Source organism: Photobacterium jeanii (genome assembly GCF_001650345.1).
Lineage (GTDB): Bacteria > Pseudomonadota > Gammaproteobacteria > Enterobacterales > Vibrionaceae > Photobacterium > Photobacterium jeanii.
This window is the reverse complement of the sequence record NZ_LVHF01000033.1, coordinates 372725-396809: the sequence shown is the minus strand read 5'-3', so window position 1 is coordinate 396809 and position 24085 is coordinate 372725. Positions and strand designations below refer to the sequence as shown.

17 protein-coding genes are annotated in these 24085 nt (G+C 46.1%); 9 read left to right on the top strand and 8 right to left on the bottom strand.

Annotated elements, in window-relative coordinates:
- Window positions 1–62: 62 nt before the first annotated feature.
- Window positions 63–623: a hypothetical protein gene (locus A3K86_RS19230; RefSeq protein WP_146145592.1), complete on the bottom strand. Its 561-nt coding sequence runs from the start codon at window positions 621–623 to the stop codon at window positions 63–65.
- Window positions 624–903: 280 nt separating this feature from the next.
- Here A3K86_RS19230 and A3K86_RS19225 point away from each other — a divergent pair, with 280 nt between their 5' ends.
- Complete coding sequence (locus A3K86_RS19225) at window positions 904–1785, top strand: NAD(P)-dependent oxidoreductase (RefSeq protein WP_068335212.1); 882 nt, start codon at window positions 904–906, stop codon at window positions 1783–1785.
- A gap of 93 nt (window positions 1786–1878) precedes the next feature.
- Here A3K86_RS19225 and A3K86_RS19220 read toward each other — a convergent pair whose 3' ends face one another.
- Window positions 1879–2256: a VOC family protein gene (locus A3K86_RS19220; RefSeq protein ID WP_068335209.1), complete on the bottom strand. Its 378-nt coding sequence runs from the start codon at window positions 2254–2256 to the stop codon at window positions 1879–1881.
- Between the two features lie 204 nt (window positions 2257–2460).
- Here A3K86_RS19220 and A3K86_RS19215 point away from each other — a divergent pair, with 204 nt between their 5' ends.
- From A3K86_RS19215 to copI, 5 genes are all read left to right on the top strand, one after another.
- A complete protein-coding gene (locus A3K86_RS19215; RefSeq protein ID WP_068335208.1) occupies window positions 2461–2901 on the top strand; it encodes a hypothetical protein in 441 nt (146 codons plus the stop codon).
- A gap of 147 nt (window positions 2902–3048) precedes the next feature.
- Window positions 3049–4431, top strand: coding sequence for a TolC family protein (locus tag A3K86_RS19210; protein ID WP_068335206.1), 1383 nt, complete (start codon window positions 3049–3051; stop codon window positions 4429–4431).
- A gap of 15 nt (window positions 4432–4446) precedes the next feature.
- Window positions 4447–6180: an efflux RND transporter periplasmic adaptor subunit gene (locus A3K86_RS19205; protein WP_068335204.1), complete on the top strand. Its 1734-nt coding sequence runs from the start codon at window positions 4447–4449 to the stop codon at window positions 6178–6180.
- Between the two features lie 2 nt (window positions 6181–6182).
- Window positions 6183–9353, top strand: a complete 3171-nt coding sequence (locus A3K86_RS19200; protein WP_068335201.1) for an efflux RND transporter permease subunit — start codon at window positions 6183–6185, stop codon at window positions 9351–9353.
- 77 nt (window positions 9354–9430) lie between these two features.
- Window positions 9431–9976, top strand: coding sequence for a copper-resistant cuproprotein CopI (gene copI, locus A3K86_RS19195; RefSeq protein ID WP_068335198.1), 546 nt, complete (start codon window positions 9431–9433; stop codon window positions 9974–9976).
- Between the two features lie 66 nt (window positions 9977–10042).
- Here copI and A3K86_RS19190 read toward each other — a convergent pair whose 3' ends face one another.
- From A3K86_RS19190 to A3K86_RS19180, 3 genes are all read right to left on the bottom strand, one after another.
- Window positions 10043–11374 carry a ferredoxin reductase family protein gene (locus tag A3K86_RS19190; RefSeq protein ID WP_068335196.1) on the bottom strand — a complete coding sequence of 444 codons (1332 nt, stop codon included), beginning with the start codon at window positions 11372–11374 and terminating at the stop codon, window positions 10043–10045.
- Between the two features lie 237 nt (window positions 11375–11611).
- A complete protein-coding gene (locus tag A3K86_RS19185) occupies window positions 11612–12199 on the bottom strand; it encodes a GNAT family N-acetyltransferase (protein ID WP_084406685.1) in 588 nt (195 codons plus the stop codon).
- 7 nt (window positions 12200–12206) lie between these two features.
- Window positions 12207–13370: a MerR family transcriptional regulator gene (locus A3K86_RS19180; protein ID WP_068335193.1), complete on the bottom strand. Its 1164-nt coding sequence runs from the start codon at window positions 13368–13370 to the stop codon at window positions 12207–12209.
- A gap of 563 nt (window positions 13371–13933) precedes the next feature.
- On the opposite strand from A3K86_RS19180, the gene A3K86_RS19175 reads away from it, so the two are divergent.
- Window positions 13934–15091 carry an MFS transporter gene (locus A3K86_RS19175; RefSeq protein ID WP_107270245.1) on the top strand — a complete coding sequence of 386 codons (1158 nt, stop codon included), beginning with the start codon at window positions 13934–13936 and terminating at the stop codon, window positions 15089–15091.
- Window positions 15092–15868: 777 nt separating this feature from the next.
- On the opposite strand, the gene A3K86_RS19170 is transcribed toward A3K86_RS19175, so the two are convergent.
- The 3 genes from A3K86_RS19170 to A3K86_RS19160 all read right to left on the bottom strand — a co-directional run bounded on the left by A3K86_RS19170 (window position 15869) and on the right by A3K86_RS19160 (window position 22356).
- Window positions 15869–18313, bottom strand: coding sequence for a molybdopterin guanine dinucleotide-containing S/N-oxide reductase (locus A3K86_RS19170; RefSeq protein WP_068335190.1), 2445 nt, complete (start codon window positions 18311–18313; stop codon window positions 15869–15871).
- A gap of 20 nt (window positions 18314–18333) precedes the next feature.
- Window positions 18334–19428, bottom strand: coding sequence for a NapC/NirT family cytochrome c (locus A3K86_RS19165; protein WP_068335187.1), 1095 nt, complete (start codon window positions 19426–19428; stop codon window positions 18334–18336).
- A 258-nt stretch (window positions 19429–19686) separates the two neighbouring features.
- A complete protein-coding gene (locus A3K86_RS19160) occupies window positions 19687–22356 on the bottom strand; it encodes a hybrid sensor histidine kinase/response regulator (protein ID WP_068335184.1) in 2670 nt (889 codons plus the stop codon).
- A 113-nt stretch (window positions 22357–22469) separates the two neighbouring features.
- On the opposite strand from A3K86_RS19160, the gene A3K86_RS19155 reads away from it, so the two are divergent.
- Complete coding sequence (locus tag A3K86_RS19155) at window positions 22470–22952, top strand: hypothetical protein (RefSeq protein WP_068335181.1); 483 nt, start codon at window positions 22470–22472, stop codon at window positions 22950–22952.
- Window positions 22953–22954: 2 nt separating this feature from the next.
- A complete protein-coding gene (locus A3K86_RS19150; protein WP_068335178.1) occupies window positions 22955–23995 on the top strand; it encodes a porin in 1041 nt (346 codons plus the stop codon).
- The last annotated feature ends 90 nt before the right edge of the window (window positions 23996–24085 follow it).

Below are 24085 nucleotides of genomic sequence, written 5' to 3'. Positions count from 1 at the left end.
ACAATGAAAAAGGTGAGATAGCGTTTACCCTATCCCTCTTATTGCACAGGCATCAGATGACCTTAAGCAAGGGATAGACGGTGTTGATATTGAGTATGAGTGAGGTTGGACTCTTTCCAGCCCGATAGACGCGACGATGACGACACATGACTCAGCATCCAATCCAAAGTAGGACTAAGTGGAGACTGGTAGCCGATCATAAACTGCAAGGCAGGCGCAATAGGAATTTCAATCGCGAGTTGGTAACCCGGATCGATAGTTTCGGGATCATCACGCAACATACTGCTATAACGCGAAGTACTGATCATACCGAAATGGTAGTGATACATATCACCAGTGTGAGAGTGATTATCTTGCTCATCAGACGTTTTACGATTATTAACTTTCGCCAAGTTAATTTGGCAATCGGCTAATGGGAAACCTATCCCCTCAGAATCGCTTGGTGTCGATTGAGTTAATGAGTCATGAACTTGCTGCGCCAACGGATGATTCGTTAGCGATGACATTGCGCTTACATTACCGACCGTTGACCATGTTTCAGTCGTGCGCAATTCGTCAGCATGCGCAAACACACCAACACACAGACAAAACATCATCACAATAATTCGGATAAAGCGGGACAAGATTACAACTCATAGTTTTAACAAGCTCACACATCATAAGTTCGCTTTCATCCTGTTACAAGCGAATATTTTTGCAAAATGAATAATTAAATCTTCTCGGCTCTAGCTGACGAATTAAAAAAGAAAAATCGTTATAAATTCACCATTGCAGGGTCAACGATAGGGCTCGATTGGTATAAGATGCTTAGACCCGATTTACCCTAGCGGCTCACTCAAGTATTTGAATACCTGAACATGGTGCTAAGGGGAACAATAGCAATGACAATAAAGGATGTGAGACATGGCAACATACAAGATCGCTTTCATTGGTTTAGGCACTATGGGTTTTCCAATGGCTGGACATTTAGCCAATGCAGGGCATCAGGTAACGGTATTTAACCGCACCACAGCAACCGCTGAACGTTGGATGACGCAATATCAAGGAAAGATGGCACTCACTCCTGCACTCGCAGCACAAGATGCTGACTATGTCTTCACTTGCGTGGGTAACGATGATGATATCCGCCATGTCTACACGGGTGCTGATGGCATTATCTCAAACGTAAAAGCAGGGGCTGTGTTAATCGACAACACCACTGCATCGGCAGAAGTGGCGCGTGAAATGGCGGCAGCCGCCAAAGAAGCAGGTGCTCACTTTTTAGATGCACCAGTATCAGGCGGTGAAGCAGGTGCCGTTAACGGCTGCTTAACTGTGATGGTGGGTGGCGAGCAAGCTGTATTTGAGCAAGCACAACCTGTAATGGCCTGCTTTGCAAAAGCAACCACGTTTATGGGCGATGTTGGCTACGGTCAAATCACTAAAATGGCAAACCAACTTTGTATCGCGGGTGTACTGCAAGGGCTTTCTGAAGCTATCACTTTAGCCAAATCCGCAGGGCTTGATATTGCTCAGATGACCGAGGTGCTAAAACATGGCGCGGCAGGTTCATGGCAGCTAGAAAACCGTGCAGCCACAATGGCGAACAATGAATTTGATTTTGGTTTTGCCATCGACTGGATGCGCAAAGACTTAGGCATTTGTTTCGATGCCGCTGACAAACTCAATGTCGAGCTACCACTTGCGAAACAAGTCGATGAGCGCTATGCCAAGTTACAACAACGTGGTTACAGCAGAGCTGATACTTCAGTGCTGATCAAACAGTTTGATGATGAGTCTCGTTAATCTCGATTAGCATTAAAAAGTCAGTGCTTTGAGTTGGCACTGACTTTTCTTTATTAATGTTCAGCAACCACATCTATTTATCTTGAGCCTTGATTAGCTTCTATCTGACCACACCGCAAATTCGTTACCACTCGGTTCAATAAAGTGGAAGCGTCGACCACCCGGAAAAGAGAAAATAGGACGAACAATAGCGCCCCCCGCTTGTTCTATCTTAGCTTGGGTTTGTTCCAGTTTTTCACTGTACAACACCACTAATGCCCCACCTTTGGCTGTAGTGCTCATCAAATCTGCTTGATAAAAGCCGCCCATCATACCGGTTGCAGATTGCCCATTAGCTGACTCAGAGAAAGCCGAGTATTCATCACCATAATCTTCAAACGACCAATGAAACACCTGACTAAAAAACGCCTTAGTTGCAGCCAAATCTTTTGCCGGAAACTCTAAATAATTAATCGTCTCATGTTTGAGCATAGTGCTTTCCTTCCTTTCTCTTCATCCAGAGCTAAAATTGATTATAATTCACCCAGATAACCGATGAGATAACAACAATGCCGTTGACCTTACCCTAAGGGGAGGCTTTACGCTCCGTTGTCTATCTGTTGAGATCAAAGTCATCTACTTCTAGTTTGAGATCACTTTGGTCGATAAGTTTTCGTTCATCCACAGAGATCAGGTATGCGTCACAACTCTAAGCATACAATTTGGTTAACACTGCTGACTTCGCTGATGTTTCTCATCTCTAGCGTTGTTAATAGTGCCCCGCTGATGAACATTGAAATGATGTCTAAAGGCATGATGAGTCATGGGCAATCCATGATGGATCATAGCGAACCTTGTGGTATGTCTAATATGACAGACCTCGCCTTATCAGCCGAAAACGACATCAATGACCACCATGTCAAAACTAGCCCACAAGCAGAAACCAACATGAATTGTGGTGGTAGCACCAGCATGGTGCATACCTGCTGTACTGCGGCTTGTTCGATAGTCTTCACCCCTTTACCCATTCCTGATAATCGCACTACCCCCATTGAACAGCGCGCGTCAGTCACTCCTGAGCAAATATCCCCTGTCGTCCAAGTCAGCCGTGACTTGTTCCGCCCACCAATAGCTTAAATCCATCTAAGAATTCGATCCTGCAATACACGAGTACGTGTTGTAGGTTGTTTTATTGCGCCGAATCTTGGTTGACCAGCTTATAAACAAGCAAAGACTCGAATCTGATCATCCCAACCAGAGATCCGGCAATACTGGATTTAGATTATGGATTTAAAACCACATCACTGTGTCGCCCCTGCGTGCGCTTTGGTTATGGTTGCACTCCCAACCCTTGCTGCGGCGACTGAACAACCGACTCAGCCAGCCATCAATCAAGCAAGCCAACAGCTCGCTCAGCTCATTGCGATTGCCCTCACTAACGATGGCAATCGCAAACAATATTCCGCGCAATCAGCAGCCATGCGCGAAACGGGCATTGCCAGCGCAACCCTGATGGATCCCAAACTGAAAGTGGGTTTTGGTGGTCTGCCTGTCGATAGCTTTAAGTTCGATCAAGACCCTATGACCAATATATCCGTGGGCTTGATGCAGCAATTCGAGCGTGGCTCAACGCTTGAGTTACAACAAAAGAAAGCCAATCAACAAGCTGATGGTCTTTCACTTCAAGTTCATGCGCGAGAATTGGAAGTAGCGAACAGCATGACCCAACTTTGGTTGGAACTTGGTTACCAACAACAAGCTGAACAAATCCTACTTGAGAACCGTAAGCTCATGAAGGAAATGGAAAACTTCATTCAAACCAACTATTCAATCGGTAAGAGTGAGGCACAAGATCTGCTTAATGCCCAGCTGCAAGTCAGTAAGCTAGACGAAAAACTACAAGCCAATGCACAAATGCAGCGTCGCCTAATCTCGCAATTGTCAGAATGGTTAGGTTCAGCTTGGCTCGGGACAGAATGGTTATCGAACAACAAAGTGCTCACCACCAGCAATCAACTAAACTGGGACACGCTAAATCACAAGCTAGCGACCAACAATCATTCCACTCAGCACTACCAGCTACTCAGCCTGCACCCTATGGTGAAAATGGCCGATATCAGCATTTCTGCCAACAAAACGCAGGTGGAGATTGCCGAACAAGCCTATACCCCGCAATTTGGCGTCGAAGTCATGTATGCCAACCGACAAGCCAACAACATGATGGGGGAACCCGCTTCAGATTTGGTGAGCGCCTACCTCACCATGGACATCCCACTGTTTACAGATAACCGCCAAGACCGAACCGTCAGCGCCGCGCAATATCAAGTCGGGGCTGCTCAGTCACAAAAAGACACCTTACTGACGCAAATGAACGCCAAGGTAAATACTTTGCTGGTAGATCGTAGCAACTTAACCGAGCGTCTCACTCGTTATCAATCCACCTTATTACCCCAAGCCAACGCGCGTATTCAAGCTGTTGAGCGGGGATATCAAAACAACACAGCACAGTTTAACGATGTCATTGCCGCAACCACAGACGAGCTAGCGCTCCAGTTAGAGCAGCAACGCCTAATCACGGATTTAAACATCGCAAACAGCAACTTAGCCGCCCTACTCGGTGGTTTCGATTTGCAAGTGGAAAAACCACAACTGTCTGAATTTAAATAATAATTGGATTACATAATGAATAAATTTCAAATTGCGACTATCGCTTTGATTGTCGGTGGTGCTTTCGGGGTTGGTGCTAATCATTTTCTGACGGGGTCGACTCACGACATGAGTGCAACGGGTGGCGAGTCTGCTGCAAGCTCTAATGAACCGCTCTATTGGGTTGCCCCAATGGATCCGAATTACAAACGTGACAAACCGGGTAAATCCCCCATGGGCATGGATTTGATTCCAGTTTACGCAGAAGACCTATCCGGTGAACAAGACGCACCGGGTACAGTGACTATCGACCCTTCAGTTGAAAATAACCTTGGGGTTAAAACCGCAAACGCGACACTACAGCAGCTATCACCACGCATCGAAACCGTTGGTTATATTGCCTTTGATGAAAGTCTGTTATGGCAAACCAACGTTCGTGTGGCGGGTTGGGTAGAAAAACTTTCCATCAATGCCGTAGGTGAGAAAGTGAAAAAAGGCGATGTGCTGTTCACGCTCTACTCTCCAGAACTGGTTAAAGCACAAGAAGAATTGCTAAATGCGTACCGCACTGGCCGCAAAGGTCTTGTAAAAGGGGCGACCGAGCGCTTGGTAACGCTTGGTGTTGATCGTGCCCAAATCCAATCCATTACTCGTCGTGGCAAAGCATCCCAAACCATTGAAATTAAAGCACCTGCTGATGGCGTTATCGCGAGCTTAAACGTGCGTGAAGGTGGCTATTTGTCCCCTGCTCAAGCGGTGATCAGTGCTGGTCCTTTAGACAATGTTTGGGTTGATGCGGAAGTCTTTGAGCGTCAAGCACATTGGATGAAAGCCGGCTCTCAAGCCACGATGACCCTTGACGCGATTCCGGGCAATGAATGGCAAGGTGTCGTAGATTACGTGTACCCAATCCTTGATCCGAAAACACGTACGTTGCGTGTGCGTCTTAAATTCCCTAACCCAGATGGCGCATTGAAGCCAAACATGTTCGCCAATATTGCCTTGCAGCCTGTCACTGACGATGCGGTATTAACGATTCCTAAATCATCTGTTATTCGCTCTGGTGGTATGACTCGCGTCGTTCTGGCTGAAGGTAATGGCAAATACCGCTCAGCTCGAATTGAAGTTGGCCGTGAAGCTGGCGATCAAATCGAAGTATTACAAGGACTTAAAAAAGGCGATAAGATCGTTACTTCATCTCACTTCATGCTCGATTCTGAATCAAGCCAGTCGGCGGATCTATCTCGCATCAATGGTGTAGAAGCGGCAGCAGAAACGGCATGGGCCAAAGGTGAGATCACGGATGTGATGAAAGATCACCGTATGCTGACCATCAACCACCAGCCCGTACCAGAATGGGATTGGCCTGGCATGGTGATGAACTTTACTTTCGCCGATGGCGTCGAGATGGGTGACTTGAAAAAAGGTCAGGCTATCGAATTTGAAATGCAGAAAACAGAATCTGGTCAGTACCAAATCATCAACTTCCATTCATCAAAAAGCACAGCTGACAACAGCGTCATTGCGACAGAAGTTTGGCTAACTGGTGACATCACCATGCTGATGCCCGACTTTGGCATGATCACCTTAAACCACCTACCAGTAACCGAATGGAACTGGGATGCGGGCGAGATGAACTTCTCGGTGGGTGAAGACGTGGATTTATCAGGTTTTGAAGAAGGACAGAAAGTTCGGTTTCTAGTTGAAAAGCAAGGCTCTGACTACGTTCTTAAACAGCTAGTTCCTGCAACAACAGCGGTCGAGGGTTAATTATGATCAATGCTATTATTCGTTGGTCACTGAGCAACCGCTTCCTCGTGTTGATCGCGACCTTAGCGCTTATTTTCGGCGGACTTTACAGTGTAAAGAACACCCCTGTTGATGCGATCCCAGACCTTTCCGATGTTCAGGTGATCATCAAAACCAGCTATCCGGGTCAAGCCCCTCAAGTAGTGGAAGATCAAGTCACTTACCCTCTCACCACCGCCATGCTTGCTGTGCCGGGTGCTGAGACGGTTCGTGGTTATTCCTTCTTTGGTGACTCTTACGTTTATATCATTTTCAACGATGATACCGACATGTACTGGGCACGTTCACGCGTGCTGGAGTACTTAAGCCAAGTTGCGCCCAAGCTGCCGCCGAACGCAAAACCAACCCTAGGTCCTGATGCGACTGGTGTAGGCTGGGTTTACAGCTATGTACTGCAAGACAAAACCGGCCAGCATGATTTGGCGGATCTTCGCAGCCTGCAAGACTGGTTCTTGAAGTACGAATTGCAAACCGTGGATGGCGTTTCTGAAGTCGCTACCGTGGGTGGTATGGTGAAGCAATACCAAGTGCAGATTGATCCTGCCAAGCTGCGTGCTTACAACCTCACTTTGCAACAAGTGAACATGGCAATCCAAAACGGCAACCAAGAAACCGGCGCGTCCGTTATCGAAGTTGCGGAAGCCGAGCACATGGTTCGTACCACGGGTTACCTAACCAGCATCGAAGACATCAAATCACTGCCTCTCAAAGTCACTGAGAAAGGCACGCCGTTGCTATTGGGTGACATCGCAGACATTAACCTTGGTCCACAGATGCGCCGTGGAATTTCAGAACTGAATGGCGAAGGTGAAGCCGTGGGTGGCGTTATCGTGATGCGCTTTGGCGAAAACGCCAGTGAAGTGATTGCGAAAGTCAAAGACAAGCTCGCAGACCTACAACGCAGCCTACCCGAGGGCGTGGAAATTGTGGCAACCTACGACCGCTCTACCCTTATCGATTCAGCGGTAGAAAACCTATGGAAGAAGCTTGCTGAAGAGTTCATCGTGGTTGCGATTGTGTGTGCCTTATTCTTATTCCACATTCGTTCTTCATTGGTTATCGCTCTGAGCCTACCGGTCGGCATTCTTAGTGCATTTATCGTGATGCATTGGCAAGGCATCAACGCCAACATCATGTCCTTGGGTGGTATTGCGATTGCCATCGGTGCCATGGTGGATGGCGCAATCGTGATGATTGAAAACGTTCATAAGCACATTGAACGAACGCCACTGACCGACAAAAACCGCTGGCAAGTGATTGGCAAAGCCGCTGAAGAGGTCGGCGCACCGCTGTTCTTCTCATTGCTGATCATCACTCTGAGCTTCGTGCCTGTGTTCGCCTTAGAAGGCCAAGAAGGCAAGATGTTCTCGCCGCTTGCGTTCACTAAGACGTACGCCATGGCAGCGGCAGCAGGTTTGGCGATCACACTCGTCCCTGTTCTTATGGGCTACTTCATCCGCGGTAAAGTGTTACCGGAACACAAAAACCCGGTTAACCGCGGCTTGGTCGCGTTGTACCGCCCGCTGTTGAATACCAGCCTAAAATACCCTAAGACCATGATTGTTATTGCATTAGGTCTAATGGCGTCGGCTTATTACCCAACCAGTAAACTGGGCAGCGAGTTCATCCCGCCGCTGGATGAAGGCGACTTGATGTACATGCCAACGACCTACCCGGGTATCTCGATTGGTAAAGCGCGCGAGCTTCTACAACAAACCAACAAGCTGATCAAAACCGTTCCAGAAGTGAAAACCGTATGGGGCAAGATTGGTCGAGCTGAGACCGCAACCGATCCAGCGCCACTCACCATGATTGAAACCGTGATTCAGTTGAAACCGCACGATCAATGGCGTGAAGGGGTAACAACCGAGTCACTGCGCAAAGAGTTCGATAATCTGGTTCAGTTCCCTGGTCTTACTAACGCTTGGGTAATGCCGATCAAAACGCGTATCGACATGCTCGCAACGGGCATCAAAACCCCTATCGGCATTAAGATCGCCGGACCCGATCTGAAAGTGATTGAGAAGATCGGCTCTCAGTTGGAGCCAATTCTTAATGGCGTACAAGGCACGGCATCGGTTTATGCGGAACGTGTGGCGGGTGGTCGTTATGTCACGATCGACATTAAACGTCGTGCCGCAGCGCGTTACGGCTTGAGCATCAAAGACGTTCAGCAGGTGATCTCCACTGCGGTCGGCGGCATGAATGTGGGTGAAACCATTGAAGGCTTGGAGCGTTACCCAATCAACGTTCGCTACCCACAAGACTACCGAGATTCAGTGGTTAAACTGCAAAACCTACCATTGGTGACACCAAATGGCGCTCGTATTGCGCTGGCTGATGTAGCGGACATTCGTTACGAAGACGGTCCTCCGATGATCAAGACGGAAAACGCGCGTCCAAACGGCTGGGTGTTTGTCGACATCGATGGTCGTGACCTTGGTTCTTACGTCGTGGAAGCACAGCAAGTCGTGGCCGATCAGTTGGAGCTTCCTGCGGGTTACTCATTGGCTTGGTCTGGTCAATACGAATACATGGAACGTGCGAAAGACCGCTTGAGTGTCGTGGTACCAATTACCATCGCCATCATTATGCTGCTGCTTTACTTCAGTTTCCGTCGTGTCGGCGAAGTGATGATCATCATGCTTACCCTACCGCTCGCTATGGTCGGTGGCTTGTGGCTCATGCATATCCTCAACTACAACTTCTCGATTGCCGTTGGGGTCGGTTTTATTGCCCTAGCTGGCGTCGCGGTTGAGATTGGCGTCATCATGCTGGTCTACCTCAACCAAGCGTGGCACTACAAAAAGCTCGATGCGGAAGAGAAGCAACTGAAACTTGAGGCGAAAGACCTAACCGATGCCATTCGCGAAGGTGCAGGCTTACGTGTTCGCCCCGTAATGATGACGGTACTAACGGTCATTATTGGTCTGATTCCGATCATGTACGGCGAAGGTACTGGTTCAGAAGTGATGCAACGTATCGCCGCACCAATGATTGGTGGTATGGCATCGGCGCTGCTGCTGACGCTGTTGGTACTTCCTGCCATCTTCAAGCTGTGGAAGCAACGCGAGTTGCGCCCGGATAACTCAACTCTTGGTCAAACAAGCACGCAAACTGGCAACAAGGCTTAATCCCTACCTTCCTCTCAAACACTCGGTTTTGAGGGGAAAATACCGAATTATTAATGAATTAAAACAAGGATATAAAAATGAAAAAGACACTAATCACGCTTACTCTAGCCCTAACAACAACGACCGCTTTTGCACAAATGGATCACTCGAATATGAACCACAGCCAGATGAACCATTCCAGCATGAATCATTCAAACGTGGATCACAGCAAAATGGACCACTCAAACATGATGGATATGCCGGGCATGTCGGCCGTTGGTATGCCAGCAAAAGGGGCAAAGCCAGACAAAGTGGTACACGTCATCTTGGGTGATGACATGACCATCAAGTTCAAAAAAGATGTCAAAATTGAGCCAAACGATGTGGTGCAGTTTGTGGTGATGAATACAGGTAAGATCAACCACGAGTTTACGATTGGTTCGGCAAAAGAACAGCTAGAGCACCGCGAGATGATGAAGACCATGAGTGGCGATCATATGCATGATTCAGGCAACGCAGTCACTGTTGCGCCAGGTAAAGCAAAACAGATGTTGTGGCATTTCCACGGTGACAACAAAATTGAGTTTGCGTGCAACATTCCAGGTCATGCGGAAGCGGGAATGACGAAAAAGATTACGCTGTAAATTTTACTCTAAAATGCAAAAGGAGCTAATCATTCAGCTCCTTTCTATCTAAGCCAATATCACTTTTTATCTCATCACAAACAACTCTTCGTGATAGCTTCTTTCGATATTAAATTGACACGCCTCTAGCTCTTTTTTCAATGTTTTTGAGAACGCTTCAGGTCCACAGAAGTACATTTCATACTGATTCAAATGACCACATTGTGCGGCAATACGTTCTGCATTCAAACGAGGCGACTTCAGTGTATCTATCACATGCAAACTGACGTTTTCTTGGTGAGCAAGGTGCCACAGTTCATCAACTAAATGGCTGTCCACACCACGCGTACAGTAAAACAAATGAACATTATTGTTCCTCGCTTTCGTTTTTAATGCTTCCAAAGCAGCAAAGAAAGAAGCAATACCTACCCCACCAGCAACCCAAATTTGCGGTTTATCTAAATCAAATGCTAAACGACCATAGGGGCCTTCTATCGTTACTGCGTCCCCATTTCGCACTCGTTCATAAAGCCCAGTGGTAAAGTCACCCAGCTCCTTGATTAAGAAACGCAGTTCGTTACTTTCACTACCGGATACGATGGTAAATGGATGCGCATCTTCGTCACCAAAACGTAAGTAGGCAAATTGCCCAGCTTTATGCCCTTGCCAAGACGTATCTGGTTCTAAAACTAACTCCATCACCTCTGCTTGTGGGAAGTAACGTGTAGAAGTCACCATAGCGGAGTGTTTATTTCGACGCCCAACCAAACCAAATAAGCTGTAAAGCGCAGCGATCGAACCTACGACTGCAAAGGCGACCGTAATGTAGTAAACAGGCTCACCCCAGTACGCGTGTTTTAACAACAGCACGGAATGGATAGCAATAAGTAGATAAGCAGCCGACATCAAACGGTGAGAGAGTTTGAATGGTTTGTACTTTATCGCACTCCACAAAGAAACCGCCAACAATACCAACAGCAAGTAGAAACCCCACTCACCAAGGCTCTGCCCAAACTCACGTAAACCACGAACCCAAGCTTCAATGCCAGACAAATTACCAGCAGGTCCTGCTCCCGTGTGTTTTACTGGTCTCGCCAATACTCCCGACATAACCAACCATTTCGGCACCTGATACCAAAGCCAGTGCGCAATACCCAATGCAACACCGCTGATACCTAACCATTTGTGCACTCGATACGCTTTGTCCATGCCATGTAGCCAGTTTTCAACCACAGGCAGACGCATCGCCAACACCATGGTGATCGACATCAACATCAAAGACAGAATGCCTGAATATTGAATCATGGCAGATCGCCATTCAAAGACATTGCTAGAAGAGAAAAGCTGCGGCTCCATCGCAAACCATAATACGGACATCACGGCGATCATTGCCCAGATGATATTGCGGATTGTTTTCATGATTGGTTACTCAAACTAACGATACTTTACTCTAACTCACTAGGTGTAAAGCCATGTCAATATCAGTAAAGCTAAGTAAACCTTACACTAAAATGGTTGTTCCATCAGAGAGAAGCAAATCATGAAATAATTCCTACCTCCGCACTAGTAGAGAGCAATAAAAAGCCCCTCTACAAGTTCATCGCAAAGGGGCTCTTTCGTTCAAATTAGGTCAACCAATGACCGGAGCTTCACGCGTTACCAATACGCAGGACTATCCAAACCTTGCACGCAAGAAGATGTGCCTTCGATTGGTGTCAACTCACCAGTCAGTGATTGCGCTAGCCAACCGTGCGGATAACTCAAGGAATGCGGTGCTTTAAATTGTGCTTCCGTCACTTGCTGGAAGCCAACGCGCGAGTAGAAATTAGGATCGCCATAGGTAAACACCAACTCAACACCCTGTTGCTTGAGGTGTTCAAGACCAAAGTTAATCAGCGCTTGTCCTATACCTTTGCCTTGGTACTCAGTTAAGGTTGCCATTGGTGACAATAGGTAACCCATTTCACCATTTTCAAAGCGTAGTGGCGTAAACAACACGCCCGCAATCAAGCGTTCACCTTGCTTAGTGACAAAACCTTGTAAGTCTTGCTCTAGCGTTGTGTTCAACAAGTCGCTGACTAGCGAGCCAATGGTTTTACCTTCCGCTTCTCCCTCTGAATCAGAGAAGGTTTGGGTAAATAGTGCGACCATGTCGTTATGCATGTCTTTGTGATAAACCGCTCTCTCGTATTGAGGAGGTAGGTTGTTTGTTTTTTGAATATTCTGATTCGTTGCTTGGTTCATTTTTCTATCAATCTTTTTGTAAGATATACATCTGATACGCCACTTCATTACCTCGGCGTTTAACCATGTCTATCTCTTGTTGGATATCTTTTAATACTTGAGATGCTAGCATCTCAGCTTTCAAGCTCTGTACGCGTTGCTCTAAAGGATGGTAGTAGTTATCCCACGCCTGTTGGCTGATAGGGAAAGTCTCTAACAGCCGATAACCTGCCGCTTTCGCCTGCGCAATACGCTTTTCAACGCTACCGATATCTGGGTATTCTTTCTGCCAATAAGTGACAGCGTCTTCGCTTGGCGTTTGAGTGCTCCACACCATATCGCTCAAAACTAAGATGCCATCTTGAGCTAACAAAGGGCGCCATGTTTGGAGTGCACTCTCGACCCCCATAATGTACGCACTGCCTTCTGCCCATATCAGCTTGCTCGTGCCTTCCGCAAATGGCAGTTCGGTCATACTGGCGCACACAGTGGTGATCTTGTCACTTAAGCCAAGTGCTTGAGCTTTACCTCTCAAGCGTTGCAAAGATGGCTCATCGTTATCGACTGCGGTCACATGCGCATGTTTTGCTAAGGTGCGAGTTGCAATGCCTTGCCCACAGCCGATTTCCAATATTTCATTAGCTTGAAAAGGTAACAGGCTAAGCGCCTTTAGTGTGTCTTGCTCAGATCCCGGTCCCCAAAACTCTAGGGCTTCAAATACGCGGAAGAAATCCGCCATGTAAGTTTCATGTGTATTCATATCTTTTGATAACCAACGTAAGTGCAAGGCTTCTTTCTCACTAAATCCTTGTGTCATCAACCAATTCAAGTGGGCATCCGGCGCGACTTCATCCAAAGATTCATGCCATTCGGTAAGTGGTGTTTCGCCAAGCAAAGCCGCTAATAACTGGCGAGATTGTTGTTTTTGCTCGATCTCGTGATCCAACTGCCGCAGACGCTCAACCAATACCTCGCGTTCCACTTTGGCATTTAGGCAAGCTTGACACTCTTTTAAGGTCAGTCCCCCCGCTTGCAAGCGCTGCATTAATCGCAATCGCTGAAGATCTGTTTCGCTATAACTGCGATAACCGTTCTTTAGCCGCTGACCTTTTATCAATCCGATCTTTTCGTAATAGAGCAAAGTCGTTCGAGATAGCCCTACTAGTTCAGCCAGTTGTGATATTCGGTACATCATTGCTCCCTATTACAGATAGACAAACAGCCGTGCCTTGTCTTCATCGCGATAATTGCATCATAAACTGTAGAGTTATAGACAGGTCAACACTCGATTTTGATCGTTGCAGAAAATAATTTTAAGCATCTAAAACACTCAGGCTTCGCTTTCAGCAACACCAAGCTCCTAATAAATCATTCCAACACGAAACATTTCGCTGTTAAAAGTTGGTTAAAGAACAAGGAAAATAAATTTTACCTGTTATTTTTCAACGCCATAAAAACACAAATTAAATTAATCGCAATATAAACACCATCTAGCACTAAGCATCCAAAAGCCACAATTAAAGCCATTAATTTTGATGACTTTTCGCATTATTTTTTCTCATTTTACCTTTGTATTTTTTGCGATATAGTCGCGCCATCTAACGAATTCTGCCCACATTTTCGGCGACCTCAGCGGTAGTTCTTACTGGCTGTACGCCTTCGCAAACCCGCAGATTTCATTAACTAACGCATATATCAATACCAGTTTATTCGCTGGTATTAACTTCATTAATCTATCGACTGGAGATCACGGTAGTGACACATACCACTACTATTAGCCGTCGCGGAGGTACTTTTGTGCCTGTTGCCGGCCTAACTATTTTTGCTATCGCTTCTGGCTACTTGATGAGCCTTATTCCATTGATCACCAATGAGTTTAAGTTAAGTCAGGATTTAGTGAGTTGGTTGGCAAGTAGTTACTACTGTGGTCTATTGCTTGGATCACTGCTGATCGAGCCGATCGTGGCGCGTATCGGCCACCGCATTGCTTTTATTGGCTTTGTGGCGCTATTAGCACTCACAGTGATCACCATGCCACTATTACCTTCACAGCAAGTGTGGCTGTTTGCGCGCTTTATTGCCGGCATTGCAGTCGCAGGGATCTTTGTGGTGATCGAGTCATGGCTATTGATTGGCGATAAAAAAGAACGTGCGAAACGCCTTGGCTTTTACATGACATCGCTATACGGCGGTACAACCCTAGGGCAGTTCGGTATTTCAACCGTCGGCACTTCAGGCTTTGAACCGTTTATCGCAATTTTGGCGTTACTTTGCTGTGCAATGCTGCCACCTTTGTTATTTAAGCAAGGTCAGCCAGCACTCTCGCACCCACAAAGCATGTCATTAGGCCAAATCAGCCAGCTACGCAAACCCGCGCTGATAGGCTGCTTAGTGTCAGGCATTTTGATGGGTTCAATTTACGGTTTGATGCCATTGTCACTGCAACAATCTGGGATCAGCAATGACAAAATCAGCCTGTTAATGGCGGCAATTATTTTGGGTGGGATGTTGATCCAGCCAGTGATCAGCTGGCTATCGACTCGCGTGAGCAAGTCTTTATTGATGGCGATGGCATCGTTAGTGGGTGTATTTGCTATGGGGATCATTCACTTCGATAACAGCTTCAACATAATGCTAGCGATGTTGGCACTACTGGGTATGTCTGCGTTCGCGCTTTACCCTATCGCCATCACATTAGCTTGTGATGATCTAGACAGCAGCTTCATTGTGGCAGCCACTCAAGTAATGCTATTTAGCTACAGCTTAGGCTCTGCGACAGGACCATTAGTTGCGGATAAATTCATGAAAACCGAAGACGGCTTAACCGCGTTTTTCTTCGTGATTTACCTAGCAACCGCGATCTATATGCTAATCGCGAGTGCCAAACGCAAACCAGAAGTGCTGGCGAGTTAATCAATACAAACAGAGAAGGTAAATTGGAAGGCTTATTCTGATTTTCCTAGCGCCCAAAAAAGAGCGGGCGCGACTTACGTCGCGCCCTTAGGTCTTACTTGCAGCAATCCCGCTACTATGGTGCTCCCTGCATCATTCCATGAACACGCTGAATCCGTCAGCTTAGTCCTTTATCTCTCCATCCTAGAGATGTCCTACCGATCAATCCTTGACCCGTCGATTCGTCCTGTCTCGACTCTCTTCTCCTTCCTGGAGGTGTCCCTACTTCATCCTGAAGTGTTCCATTTGTCATCCTGACGAGTAAATTTCCTATTTACTCCACTGAATCCATTCAGTTATCCCTTCACAGTCCCTGTTCGATAAGTCATCCTAACCTACCGCCCTCTTCCTGAGGCTACCAAATCCTTGGTCTGTTCCTGTTCCGTTCCGTCAGTTCCTTCCGACGAGGTAAAGATTACTTGATTTCAGATTCTAAACAACAGCTTTTGATCACATTTCTTTTTATCCTATTAATCAATTTTAATAATTTAAAGTTAAGTGGTTGTTTTAAAATAAAATGATGAATATATGCAGAAATAACAATGCGATTTTTCTAGGATTCTCTCACTATCTTGTAAGAGATCTCTCACAAGATGACAGGCGATCTTGCCAATCTCTTTTGTCACACAAAACAGCGGAAATCTCGGCAATAAAAAAATCCGAGAGGACAATGCCCTCTCGGATCGTTCTTTTGTATGAAAAACACCCAAGATTTGCTTAGGTGTCATTCATTCTGTCTTAGCCATTCTTTGGTGGCATGAACGCGGTTAGCGTTAACGACTCACCAGTGTACTTCTCAATTCTCACCAAAGATGAGTTCGCAGCACAACCATTCGCAAGACGTGAACTAGGGATGTCTTGAGTCAACACATTACATGCACCGTTCTTACATAGGCCATGCTGTTGTTCCATATCCGGCCAGCCACCTTCATGAACACACACAGAACCTTGCTTGATACCGTCTGTTACCAATGCACCCACCAAGATCTGGCCACGATCGTTATAAGCACGAACAAGATCGCCTGTCTTAATACCGCGTGCTTTTGCATCTTGAGTATTAATAGAGATCGGCTCACGATTAGCGATTGCGTATTGCTCACGAATCAATGCGTAGTTCAACTGGCTATGGAGACGATGCGCTGCGTGTGATGTCATCAGCTGTAGCTCACCCTCTTTCGCAGCACCAACCCACTCTTTTGGCGCCATCCAACTTGCGTGCGGTGGACAATCTGGGTAATTAAAGCTTTCAATGGTTTTCGAGTAGATTTCAATCTTACCACTTGGTGTACCCAGTGGATTAAGGATTGGATCCTTACGGAACTCAGCATGACGAACAAACTTGGCATTCTCAGCGTTCCACTTCATTTCGATAAGCTGGTTTTGTTTCCAGAAATGCGTGAAGTTAGGCATAGGAACACGGTTCTGGCGACCAATCTTCTGTGCTTCTTTGTAGAAGCCGTTTAGCCATTCCATTTCCGTTTTGCCTTCGGTGTAAATGCTACGTCCGTTTGGCTCTAATAGCTCAGCCATGTCAGCAAATACATCGAAATCATTACGCGCTTCGTGCTGCGGCTCAACCACTTGCTTCATAGGTACAAGGTGCTGGTTCGAGTAGTCACCCGTCATCGTTAAGTCGTTACGCTCAAGCGATGTAGTGATTGGCAGTACGATGTCTGCGTGCTTAGCAGCCGCCGTCCAGTATGGTTCAGAAATAACAATCAGCTCAGGCTTTTGCCATGCTGAGATCAGACGGTTGGTATCTTGGTGATGAGTAAAGTTTGCACCACCAGCCCACCAGATCATCTTGATGTTAGGGAAGGTTTTCTCATGACCATTGTGCTGGTAAGTACCCATTGGGTTTTCCAACGCTTCTACAATACGGGCAGCAGGGAAGTTATATGTACCTGTTGTTGCAGAGCGTGCACCAGATGCACCCACACCGCCAATCGCGGCTGACAACGCAGGCAATACACCAGCATCACGTGTAGGGTTACCACCGTTCGAGTAGTGGTAAGAGAAACCAAAGCCACCACCAGGTAAACCAATTTGACCCAGCATCGAAGCTAGCGTTACTAGCATCCAGTGTTTTTGCTCACCGTATTGCTGACGTTGGATACCCCAACCAGCCATTAGCATGGTACGGTTGCTGCTAAAGATATCAGCTAAGATTTCTAGTTGCTTCGCAGGTACACCACAAACAGCAGATGCCCACTCAGGCGTTTTCTCAACACCATCCGTTTGACCAAGTAGGTAAGCTTCAAACTTATCGTAACCTGCGGTGTATTTGTTCAAGAACTCAACGTCATGTTGCTTCTTGCTCACAAGCGAGTGAGCAATACCCAACATCATTGCTACGTCGGTACCTGGATGCGGTGCAACCCACTGTGCGTTTTCACCAAAGAATTCGATGGTTTCTGAGCGCATTGGGTCAATTGCAATAATGGTCTTGCCTGATTTTTTCAGCTTATGGAAAAACTCTAGACCCGAACCATCTGTGCTCGACCAAGCAATCTTCAACGTATTCAGTGGGTTCAAACCCCAAAGTACAACTACGTCACTGGTTTCAAGTACTACATCATGAGTCGTTTGTTGTTCGTAAACTTCAATTGAACCCATAACGTGTGGCATGATCACTTGCGCAGCACCTGTTGAGTAATCACCCAAGTGACCGGTGTAGCCGCCAGCCATGGTCATGTAACGTTGAAGCAGAGTTTGCGCTTTGTGAAGCACACCACTTGAACGCCAACCATACGAGCCAGCAAATACCGATTCATGACCGTAAGCATCACGAATACGTGCTTCTTGAGTGCGAATAAGCTTTAACGCTTGATCCCAAGTTACACGAACGAATTCATCATCACCGCGTTTACCTGTTGGTTGCTCTGGGTTCTCAAGGAAGCCTTTACGTACCATTGGGTACTTAACACGTGTTTTAGTGTGAACCTGATCTGCGGCTGTTGATTGCAGGCTGTTTTCAACTGTTTGTGGCAGAGCATTTTTAGACGATACGATTTTGCCGTCTTTTACTTCAACCAGCATCGCGCCCCAACGCTGTGCTGTTAAAACAGCCGAACCTGTACGCTCATTCGCGTAAACAGGCATTGCCGTTACATTAGAAATAGCCAAAGCACCCGCAGTTGCACCTGCGCCTTTTAAGAAACTACGACGAGAAATAGTAGCCATCACTTTTATCCTTATAGTTATTAGTGACCAACAACGTCTTTAGCGTTGTATTGGAAGTACTTAGTCAGAATTTCTAGGTCTTCAGCAGAAATCGCAGTACGGTCGCCCATACTCTTCGCAACTGATGGCCAAGCATTCACTGTAAAGTGGTGACCTGGGATTTTGGCGTGACACGTTGAACAGTACACATTATCTAGCTGCTCTGCATAAGCCCATAGCGGCTCTGTGCTTGCTAGTACCGGTTGTTCAATGTTCGCTTCCAGCGACACTGGACGCCATTTGTTACCGTATGGGTCTTCTTTGTATTCGCCAGTAGTTAGTGCTTGCTGACCTTGCTCAGATACCATTGCGATCACCGCACGTTTACCTTCGCCCATGTACATTACTTGCTCAGCACCCGCCATTTGGTAACCGTCGATACGAACAGTACGCTGGTTGCCATTTTCAGCAACAACGGTCAGCGGCGTTGCAGGGTTAATCGTACCGAACTCACCCATTGGCGTAACTTGTAGTGGGTAAACCACTTCAGTACCCGCAGGCGTCGCTTGCGCTGTTTCTACTAAGTGTTGAAGAGCGCTGCTATCCATCTTCGCTTCTGGAAGTAGGTGAGCGACACCTTTGTGGCAATCGATACAAGTTTGGTTATTTGCCACTGCGTATTCGTGCATCTTGCGAGCATCAGCAGATTGGTCGTACGTTTCCATTGCATCTTGGTCGTGACATGAACGACAGGTTGCAGAATCGTTTTCACGTAGCTGCGCCCATACTGTTTCAGCCATTTCAGCACGGTGAGATTCGTATTTTTCTTCCGTGTTGATCTTACCGGTTACGAATTCATGGTAGATGTCTTTTGTCGCGCGGATCTTAGTGGCTAGGTAGTCCACGGTATCTGTTGGAATATGACAATCAGCACACTCAGCACGGATGCCTTTGGTGTTACTGAAGTGCACTGAGCCTTGATATTCTTTGTATGCCGCTTCCATAGTATGACAAGACAAACAAAACTCTGTGCTTGATGTTTTTTCTAGCACTGCATGTGTGCCACCTAGGGTTAACCATCCGATCCCAACACCTAGTGCTAGAACGCCAGCTACTGCTCTCTTTTTATTTTTCATTATTACTCACAAGAAAATGTGTCATTTTGTGACAAAGTGTATTTATACGTGCCACATACTACCCATAAGGGGGTAATTTCCATTGACCACCATCAAAATTGCGAAATAAAAAGTCACATTATTAACAACAAACTCAAAACAGATGACAACTAATGAATAAACATTAACCGTCGTGCTTAGCCACAGACCAAAAACAAGAAAAACCGCCTATTGGAAAATAGGCGGTTTTCTCTTGAGATAAAGGCAAATTATGGGTGATTACGCCACTTCGTTAAGCTTCTCTAGCTTGTCGAGCAAGATCTCTTTCTTAAATGGCTTAGCAACATAGTCATCCATACCGGCTTCAAAGCATTTGTCGATATCCTGATCTAGCACACTGGCTGTCAGAGCAATGATTGGCAGGCGAGATTTGTCATGCTTACCTTCCCACTCACGAATGGCTTCCGTGGCTGTAAAGCCATCCATCACAGGCATCATGCAGTCCATCAGCACAGCTTTAAACTGCTGACCTTCTGTCACGGCATCGACAGCTTCTTTGCCGTTATTGGCTAACACAAAATCATAACCGGCTTTTTTTAGAAACAGCGAGGCAACCTTCTGATTAACAAGATTATCTTCAACGACTAACACCACATCTTTTTCATTCAATTCCGCTTCACCAACATGATTCGCGGCTTGTTGAACTTGCTTGCGGTGGTCAGCCGTTCGTTTCAACGCTTGCGTCGTGGCTTTAACAAAACGTCGACCAAACAGTGGCGCGGTGAGTACACCGTCGATATGAGTGCCAAAGTCATACTGCTCATCGCTATGGCTCATGCATACCACCACGGCTGCTGGTGCTTCAATGGATTTAATTTCAGCAACGGCATCGATGGTTTGCATCAACGCACCTTGGCAATAAATAATCAAATCATAATTTTTCGATGCCAATACCGGACTTGGTAAACTCATCTCCATATCTACTGACAACCCTTGTTCCGCACAGTGAGTACGAAGTGCTGTCACATAACTCACATTGTTACCGACAATCAGCGTTTTCACATTCTGTAATGTCGGTACAGGTAGCGCTTGCGCTTTAACCACATCGACATCAATGGTGAAATGGAAAGTACTACCAAGCCCTTTTTCAGAATCAAGCTGTAGCTCACCATCCATCAACTCCACCAGCTGGCGACAAATCGCTAAGCCCAAGCCAGTTCCACCAAATTGTCGGGTGATCGAACCATCTTCTTGAGTAAACGGCGCAAACACTTGCGCTTGCTTGTCTTTCGCGATCCCAATCCCAGTATCTATCACTGCAAATCGTAATGCCGCCTTGCCGTTATCGCGCATTTGTTGACTGATCGATAAGGTCACCGAGCCGCTCAGGGTAAATTTCACCGCATTTGACATCAGGTTCATCAAGATCTGGCGCAAGCGGTGCTCATCAACCATAGAAAGCGCAACCACATCAGGTGCGATATCCACTTTGAGCTCAAGATTTTGCTCAGTCGCTTTAGCGGTCACAATCGACATGGTGTCGTAAGCCACTTCGCGCACGTTACATTCGGTTGGTGCAATCACCAAATTGCCCGATTCGATCTTCGATAAGTCCAAAATATCGTTGATAAGAAGCAATAAAGTTTGCGAGGAGGTTTCGATAATTTGCAGGTATTCCGCTTGCGATGGATTCAAATCGGTATCCGATAAGATAGAAGACATCCCGATGATCCCATTCAGCGGCGTGCGGATCTCATGGGACATATTCGCCAAGAAAGCACTTTTCGCCACATTGGCTTTTTCCGCTTCTTCTTTCGCTAACAACATTTTGGCTTGGTTATGATAACGCTCATCGATCAACACATTCAGCTTTTGGGTAAACACGGTAAATTCATCCTTACCATCTTGCTGCACTTTGATACTGTTATCGGTCGACTCTTCAATCTTCGACATGGTGCGAATAACACGGCCAAGATACTGAATAATACGGCTAGCAAGGTTCACACCTAAAATGGTTAACACGACTAGCGCCAACAAAATCGCCCCGGCTAATAGCCCCATTTTCACTTTGGCATCGGCGATCGTTTGCTGGATCTCCGCCACCAATTGCTCACCCACTTCTGCGACCACAAACTGGATCAATTCGTAGCGCTCATCTAACGCTTTTAAACCAATATTCACTTCATCGGTAGAGACCTCTCCGGCTAACAAGGCTTCGCGCAAAATGTAACTATTAGCAAAGGCGGGATTAGCGAAGGTGTTTTTCAAGAGATCGATTTGTTGTGGGTCGGCATTAATGGAAATGAAGCGATCGATATAAAGCTGCTGATTTTGGATCACACTCAGTAATTCAGGCTTTAGATCTTCTGTCATCTCAGGCGACAGTAATAATTGACGAATGAACCAATTTTCCTGTTGCGACCATAACGATAACCATTGCAGTTGATACAACACACCAAGGTTTTGCTCAATCTTCTTGTTTTCAATATTCAGCGGTGACTTTTCTAACGTCATTAACGCGCTATATATGGTTTCATCAGACCAGGTCGACCAATCTAAAATATCGGCTTTACCTGTTTGTGAAAACTCAGCCACAGCATCTGCTAAATCATCCGCAATCGCATTCGCCTCTCTTACGCCATTAGAAGAAAATGACAGGGGAATTAAATTTCGGATATTTGCGAGTATTTTTTCAAGTTCGTTTGAAGACGAATTAACTGAAGTGACAGAGCTCTCATTTTGCAACTCTATTTTTGCCACGTGTGCCTGAGATGAAAAACGTGATGTCTCTCCCATTAGTGCCACACGATTATTCAACATATTTAAGGTATTCACATTCTCATACAGGTTTTTTATCTCTAAGCCCGCGAAAATACTCATAAACCCTAAGGGAAGAATAACCAAGACAAGTAGCCTCGATTTAATGGAAATGCGGTTAAGAAGGCTCATATCTTCTCCTTGAACGTGAACCCGAACATCTTTTCACCATGTCTATTTGTAGTTACATCTTTGTCAACTATCATCAATACTAGGACGGTTTTTATACGAATGGTAAATAATTGATGATGAATGGACTCAACTTAAAACCTATTGTGACCAAGCTCATAATTAGCTGCTTTTCCATCGGTTTGACGTTTACAGCAGTGGCGGAGGAGAAATCCTATAAAGATATTGAATTTGCAGTATTTTCAATGAATAAGGACATTCCGCAATTAAGTAAGAGCAAAGCAAGAATGCTCTATAAAGGAAAAACGAAAAAATTAAACGGCAGTATAAAAATTGTATTGGTTGATTTGCCTGAAGCTTCTATCCACCGCGAAGAGTTTTACGACATGTTACTGGGCAAATCGGTGTCACAGATGAACGGGTATTGGGCCAGCCTATCGTTCTCAGGCAAAGGGAAACCACCTGAAGAACTCAACAGTGATGACATTAAAGACATTATCGAATGGCTCAATAAAAACCCCAATGGCATCGCCTATGCACCTATCAATAAAGTGCCTGATAACGCCAATATCTTGATTACTGTTTTACAAGGAGAGTAAACATGAGAATCAAATACCCCCTTCTTGTAATGTCAGCATTACCTTTACCTTTGTTTGCTGCAATTAACATTACTGACGATCTGTCGATCAGTGGCTTTGGTTCTACCTCTATTGCGAAAACCAACAATAAAGCACCGCTCTTTATCCACCGTGAAATCACGGAAGATACCTGTTACGACTGTGACACCATTTTTGGATTGCAACTTGATTACACCATTACAGAAGCACTTAATGCTTCAGTACAGGTCGTAAAACGCCCTCAAGACCAATGGTCTGATCCTGAAGTTGAATGGGCTTACCTGAGCTATGAGATCAACGAGCTCACCCTTAACGGTGGCCGCCTGCGTTTGCCGCTGTTCCTTGCTTCCGAGTATTACTATGTCGGTCAAGCGTATACATGGGCGCGCCCGCCACAAGAGGTATACGACAGTATTCTCGGCTTTACGTTCTACGATGGTTTCTCACTCCGCTGGGATACCTCAATATCAGATGAACTCACAGCTTCTGTTATGCCGTTTTATGGTTTTGGACGTGAGAACAAAACCAACCTCGGACAGTATAAATTGGTGTTCGACACCGATTTCATGGCCGGTATCTCTGCTGATTTAAGCGGATTTAACTATCGTATCCACTCCGCCTATATGCACACCAAATTCAAGCAAAATGGTGGTCCTGAAGAGCACATGAATATCTTTACCCTTGGCGGCGAATATTCGTGGGATCAATGGCAGTTCATGGCAGAAATCGAGCACGATAAACTGCAAACCAACTGGTATGCATCAGCGGCGTACAATATCGATAAATTCACCCCGTATCTTACCTATGGACAAAGCCATGAGCGTCGCTTTACCAAAAGCGTCACCGCAGGGGTACGTTACGATGTAACGCCACAAATATCGCTCAATGCTGAATGGCAAGGCGTTTACATGCCGCAGGACAAATATGAACAAGGCAAAGACGGACAATTTGTTATCCCTCCAGTCTTGCTAAAAGAAGATAAAGACGTGCAGCTTTATACCTTAATGGTGAATTTCGTGTTCTAGCCCTACGAAAGCACACGGCACAAAAAAGCCCTGCTTTTCATTAATAATAGAAAAGCAGGGCTTTATCAGCGAATAACGGTTTAAGTTGTT

Excerpts from the sequence above, each read along its gene's own strand:
- A3K86_RS19225 (WP_068335212.1), top strand. The coding sequence starts at position 904 with ATGGCAACATACAAGATCGCTTTCATTGGTTTAGGCACTATGGGTTTT.
- A3K86_RS19220 (WP_068335209.1), bottom strand. The coding sequence starts at position 2,256 with ATGCTCAAACATGAGACGATTAATTATTTAGAGTTTCCGGCAAAAGAT.
- A3K86_RS19215 (WP_068335208.1), top strand. The coding sequence starts at position 2,461 with ATGCGTCACAACTCTAAGCATACAATTTGGTTAACACTGCTGACTTCG.
- A3K86_RS19210 (WP_068335206.1), top strand. The coding sequence starts at position 3,049 with ATGGATTTAAAACCACATCACTGTGTCGCCCCTGCGTGCGCTTTGGTT.
- A3K86_RS19205 (WP_068335204.1), top strand. The coding sequence starts at position 4,447 with ATGAATAAATTTCAAATTGCGACTATCGCTTTGATTGTCGGTGGTGCT.
- A3K86_RS19200 (WP_068335201.1), top strand. The coding sequence starts at position 6,183 with ATGATCAATGCTATTATTCGTTGGTCACTGAGCAACCGCTTCCTCGTG.
- copI (WP_068335198.1), top strand. The coding sequence starts at position 9,431 with ATGAAAAAGACACTAATCACGCTTACTCTAGCCCTAACAACAACGACC.
- A3K86_RS19190 (WP_068335196.1), bottom strand. The coding sequence starts at position 11,374 with ATGAAAACAATCCGCAATATCATCTGGGCAATGATCGCCGTGATGTCC.
- A3K86_RS19185 (WP_084406685.1), bottom strand. The coding sequence starts at position 12,199 with ATGAACCAAGCAACGAATCAGAATATTCAAAAAACAAACAACCTACCT.
- A3K86_RS19180 (WP_068335193.1), bottom strand. The coding sequence starts at position 13,370 with ATGTACCGAATATCACAACTGGCTGAACTAGTAGGGCTATCTCGAACG.
- A3K86_RS19170 (WP_068335190.1), bottom strand. The coding sequence starts at position 18,313 with ATGGCTACTATTTCTCGTCGTAGTTTCTTAAAAGGCGCAGGTGCAACT.
- A3K86_RS19165 (WP_068335187.1), bottom strand. The coding sequence starts at position 19,428 with ATGAAAAATAAAAAGAGAGCAGTAGCTGGCGTTCTAGCACTAGGTGTT.
- A3K86_RS19160 (WP_068335184.1), bottom strand. The coding sequence starts at position 22,356 with ATGAGCCTTCTTAACCGCATTTCCATTAAATCGAGGCTACTTGTCTTG.
- A3K86_RS19155 (WP_068335181.1), top strand. The coding sequence starts at position 22,470 with ATGATGAATGGACTCAACTTAAAACCTATTGTGACCAAGCTCATAATT.
- A3K86_RS19150 (WP_068335178.1), top strand. The coding sequence starts at position 22,955 with ATGAGAATCAAATACCCCCTTCTTGTAATGTCAGCATTACCTTTACCT.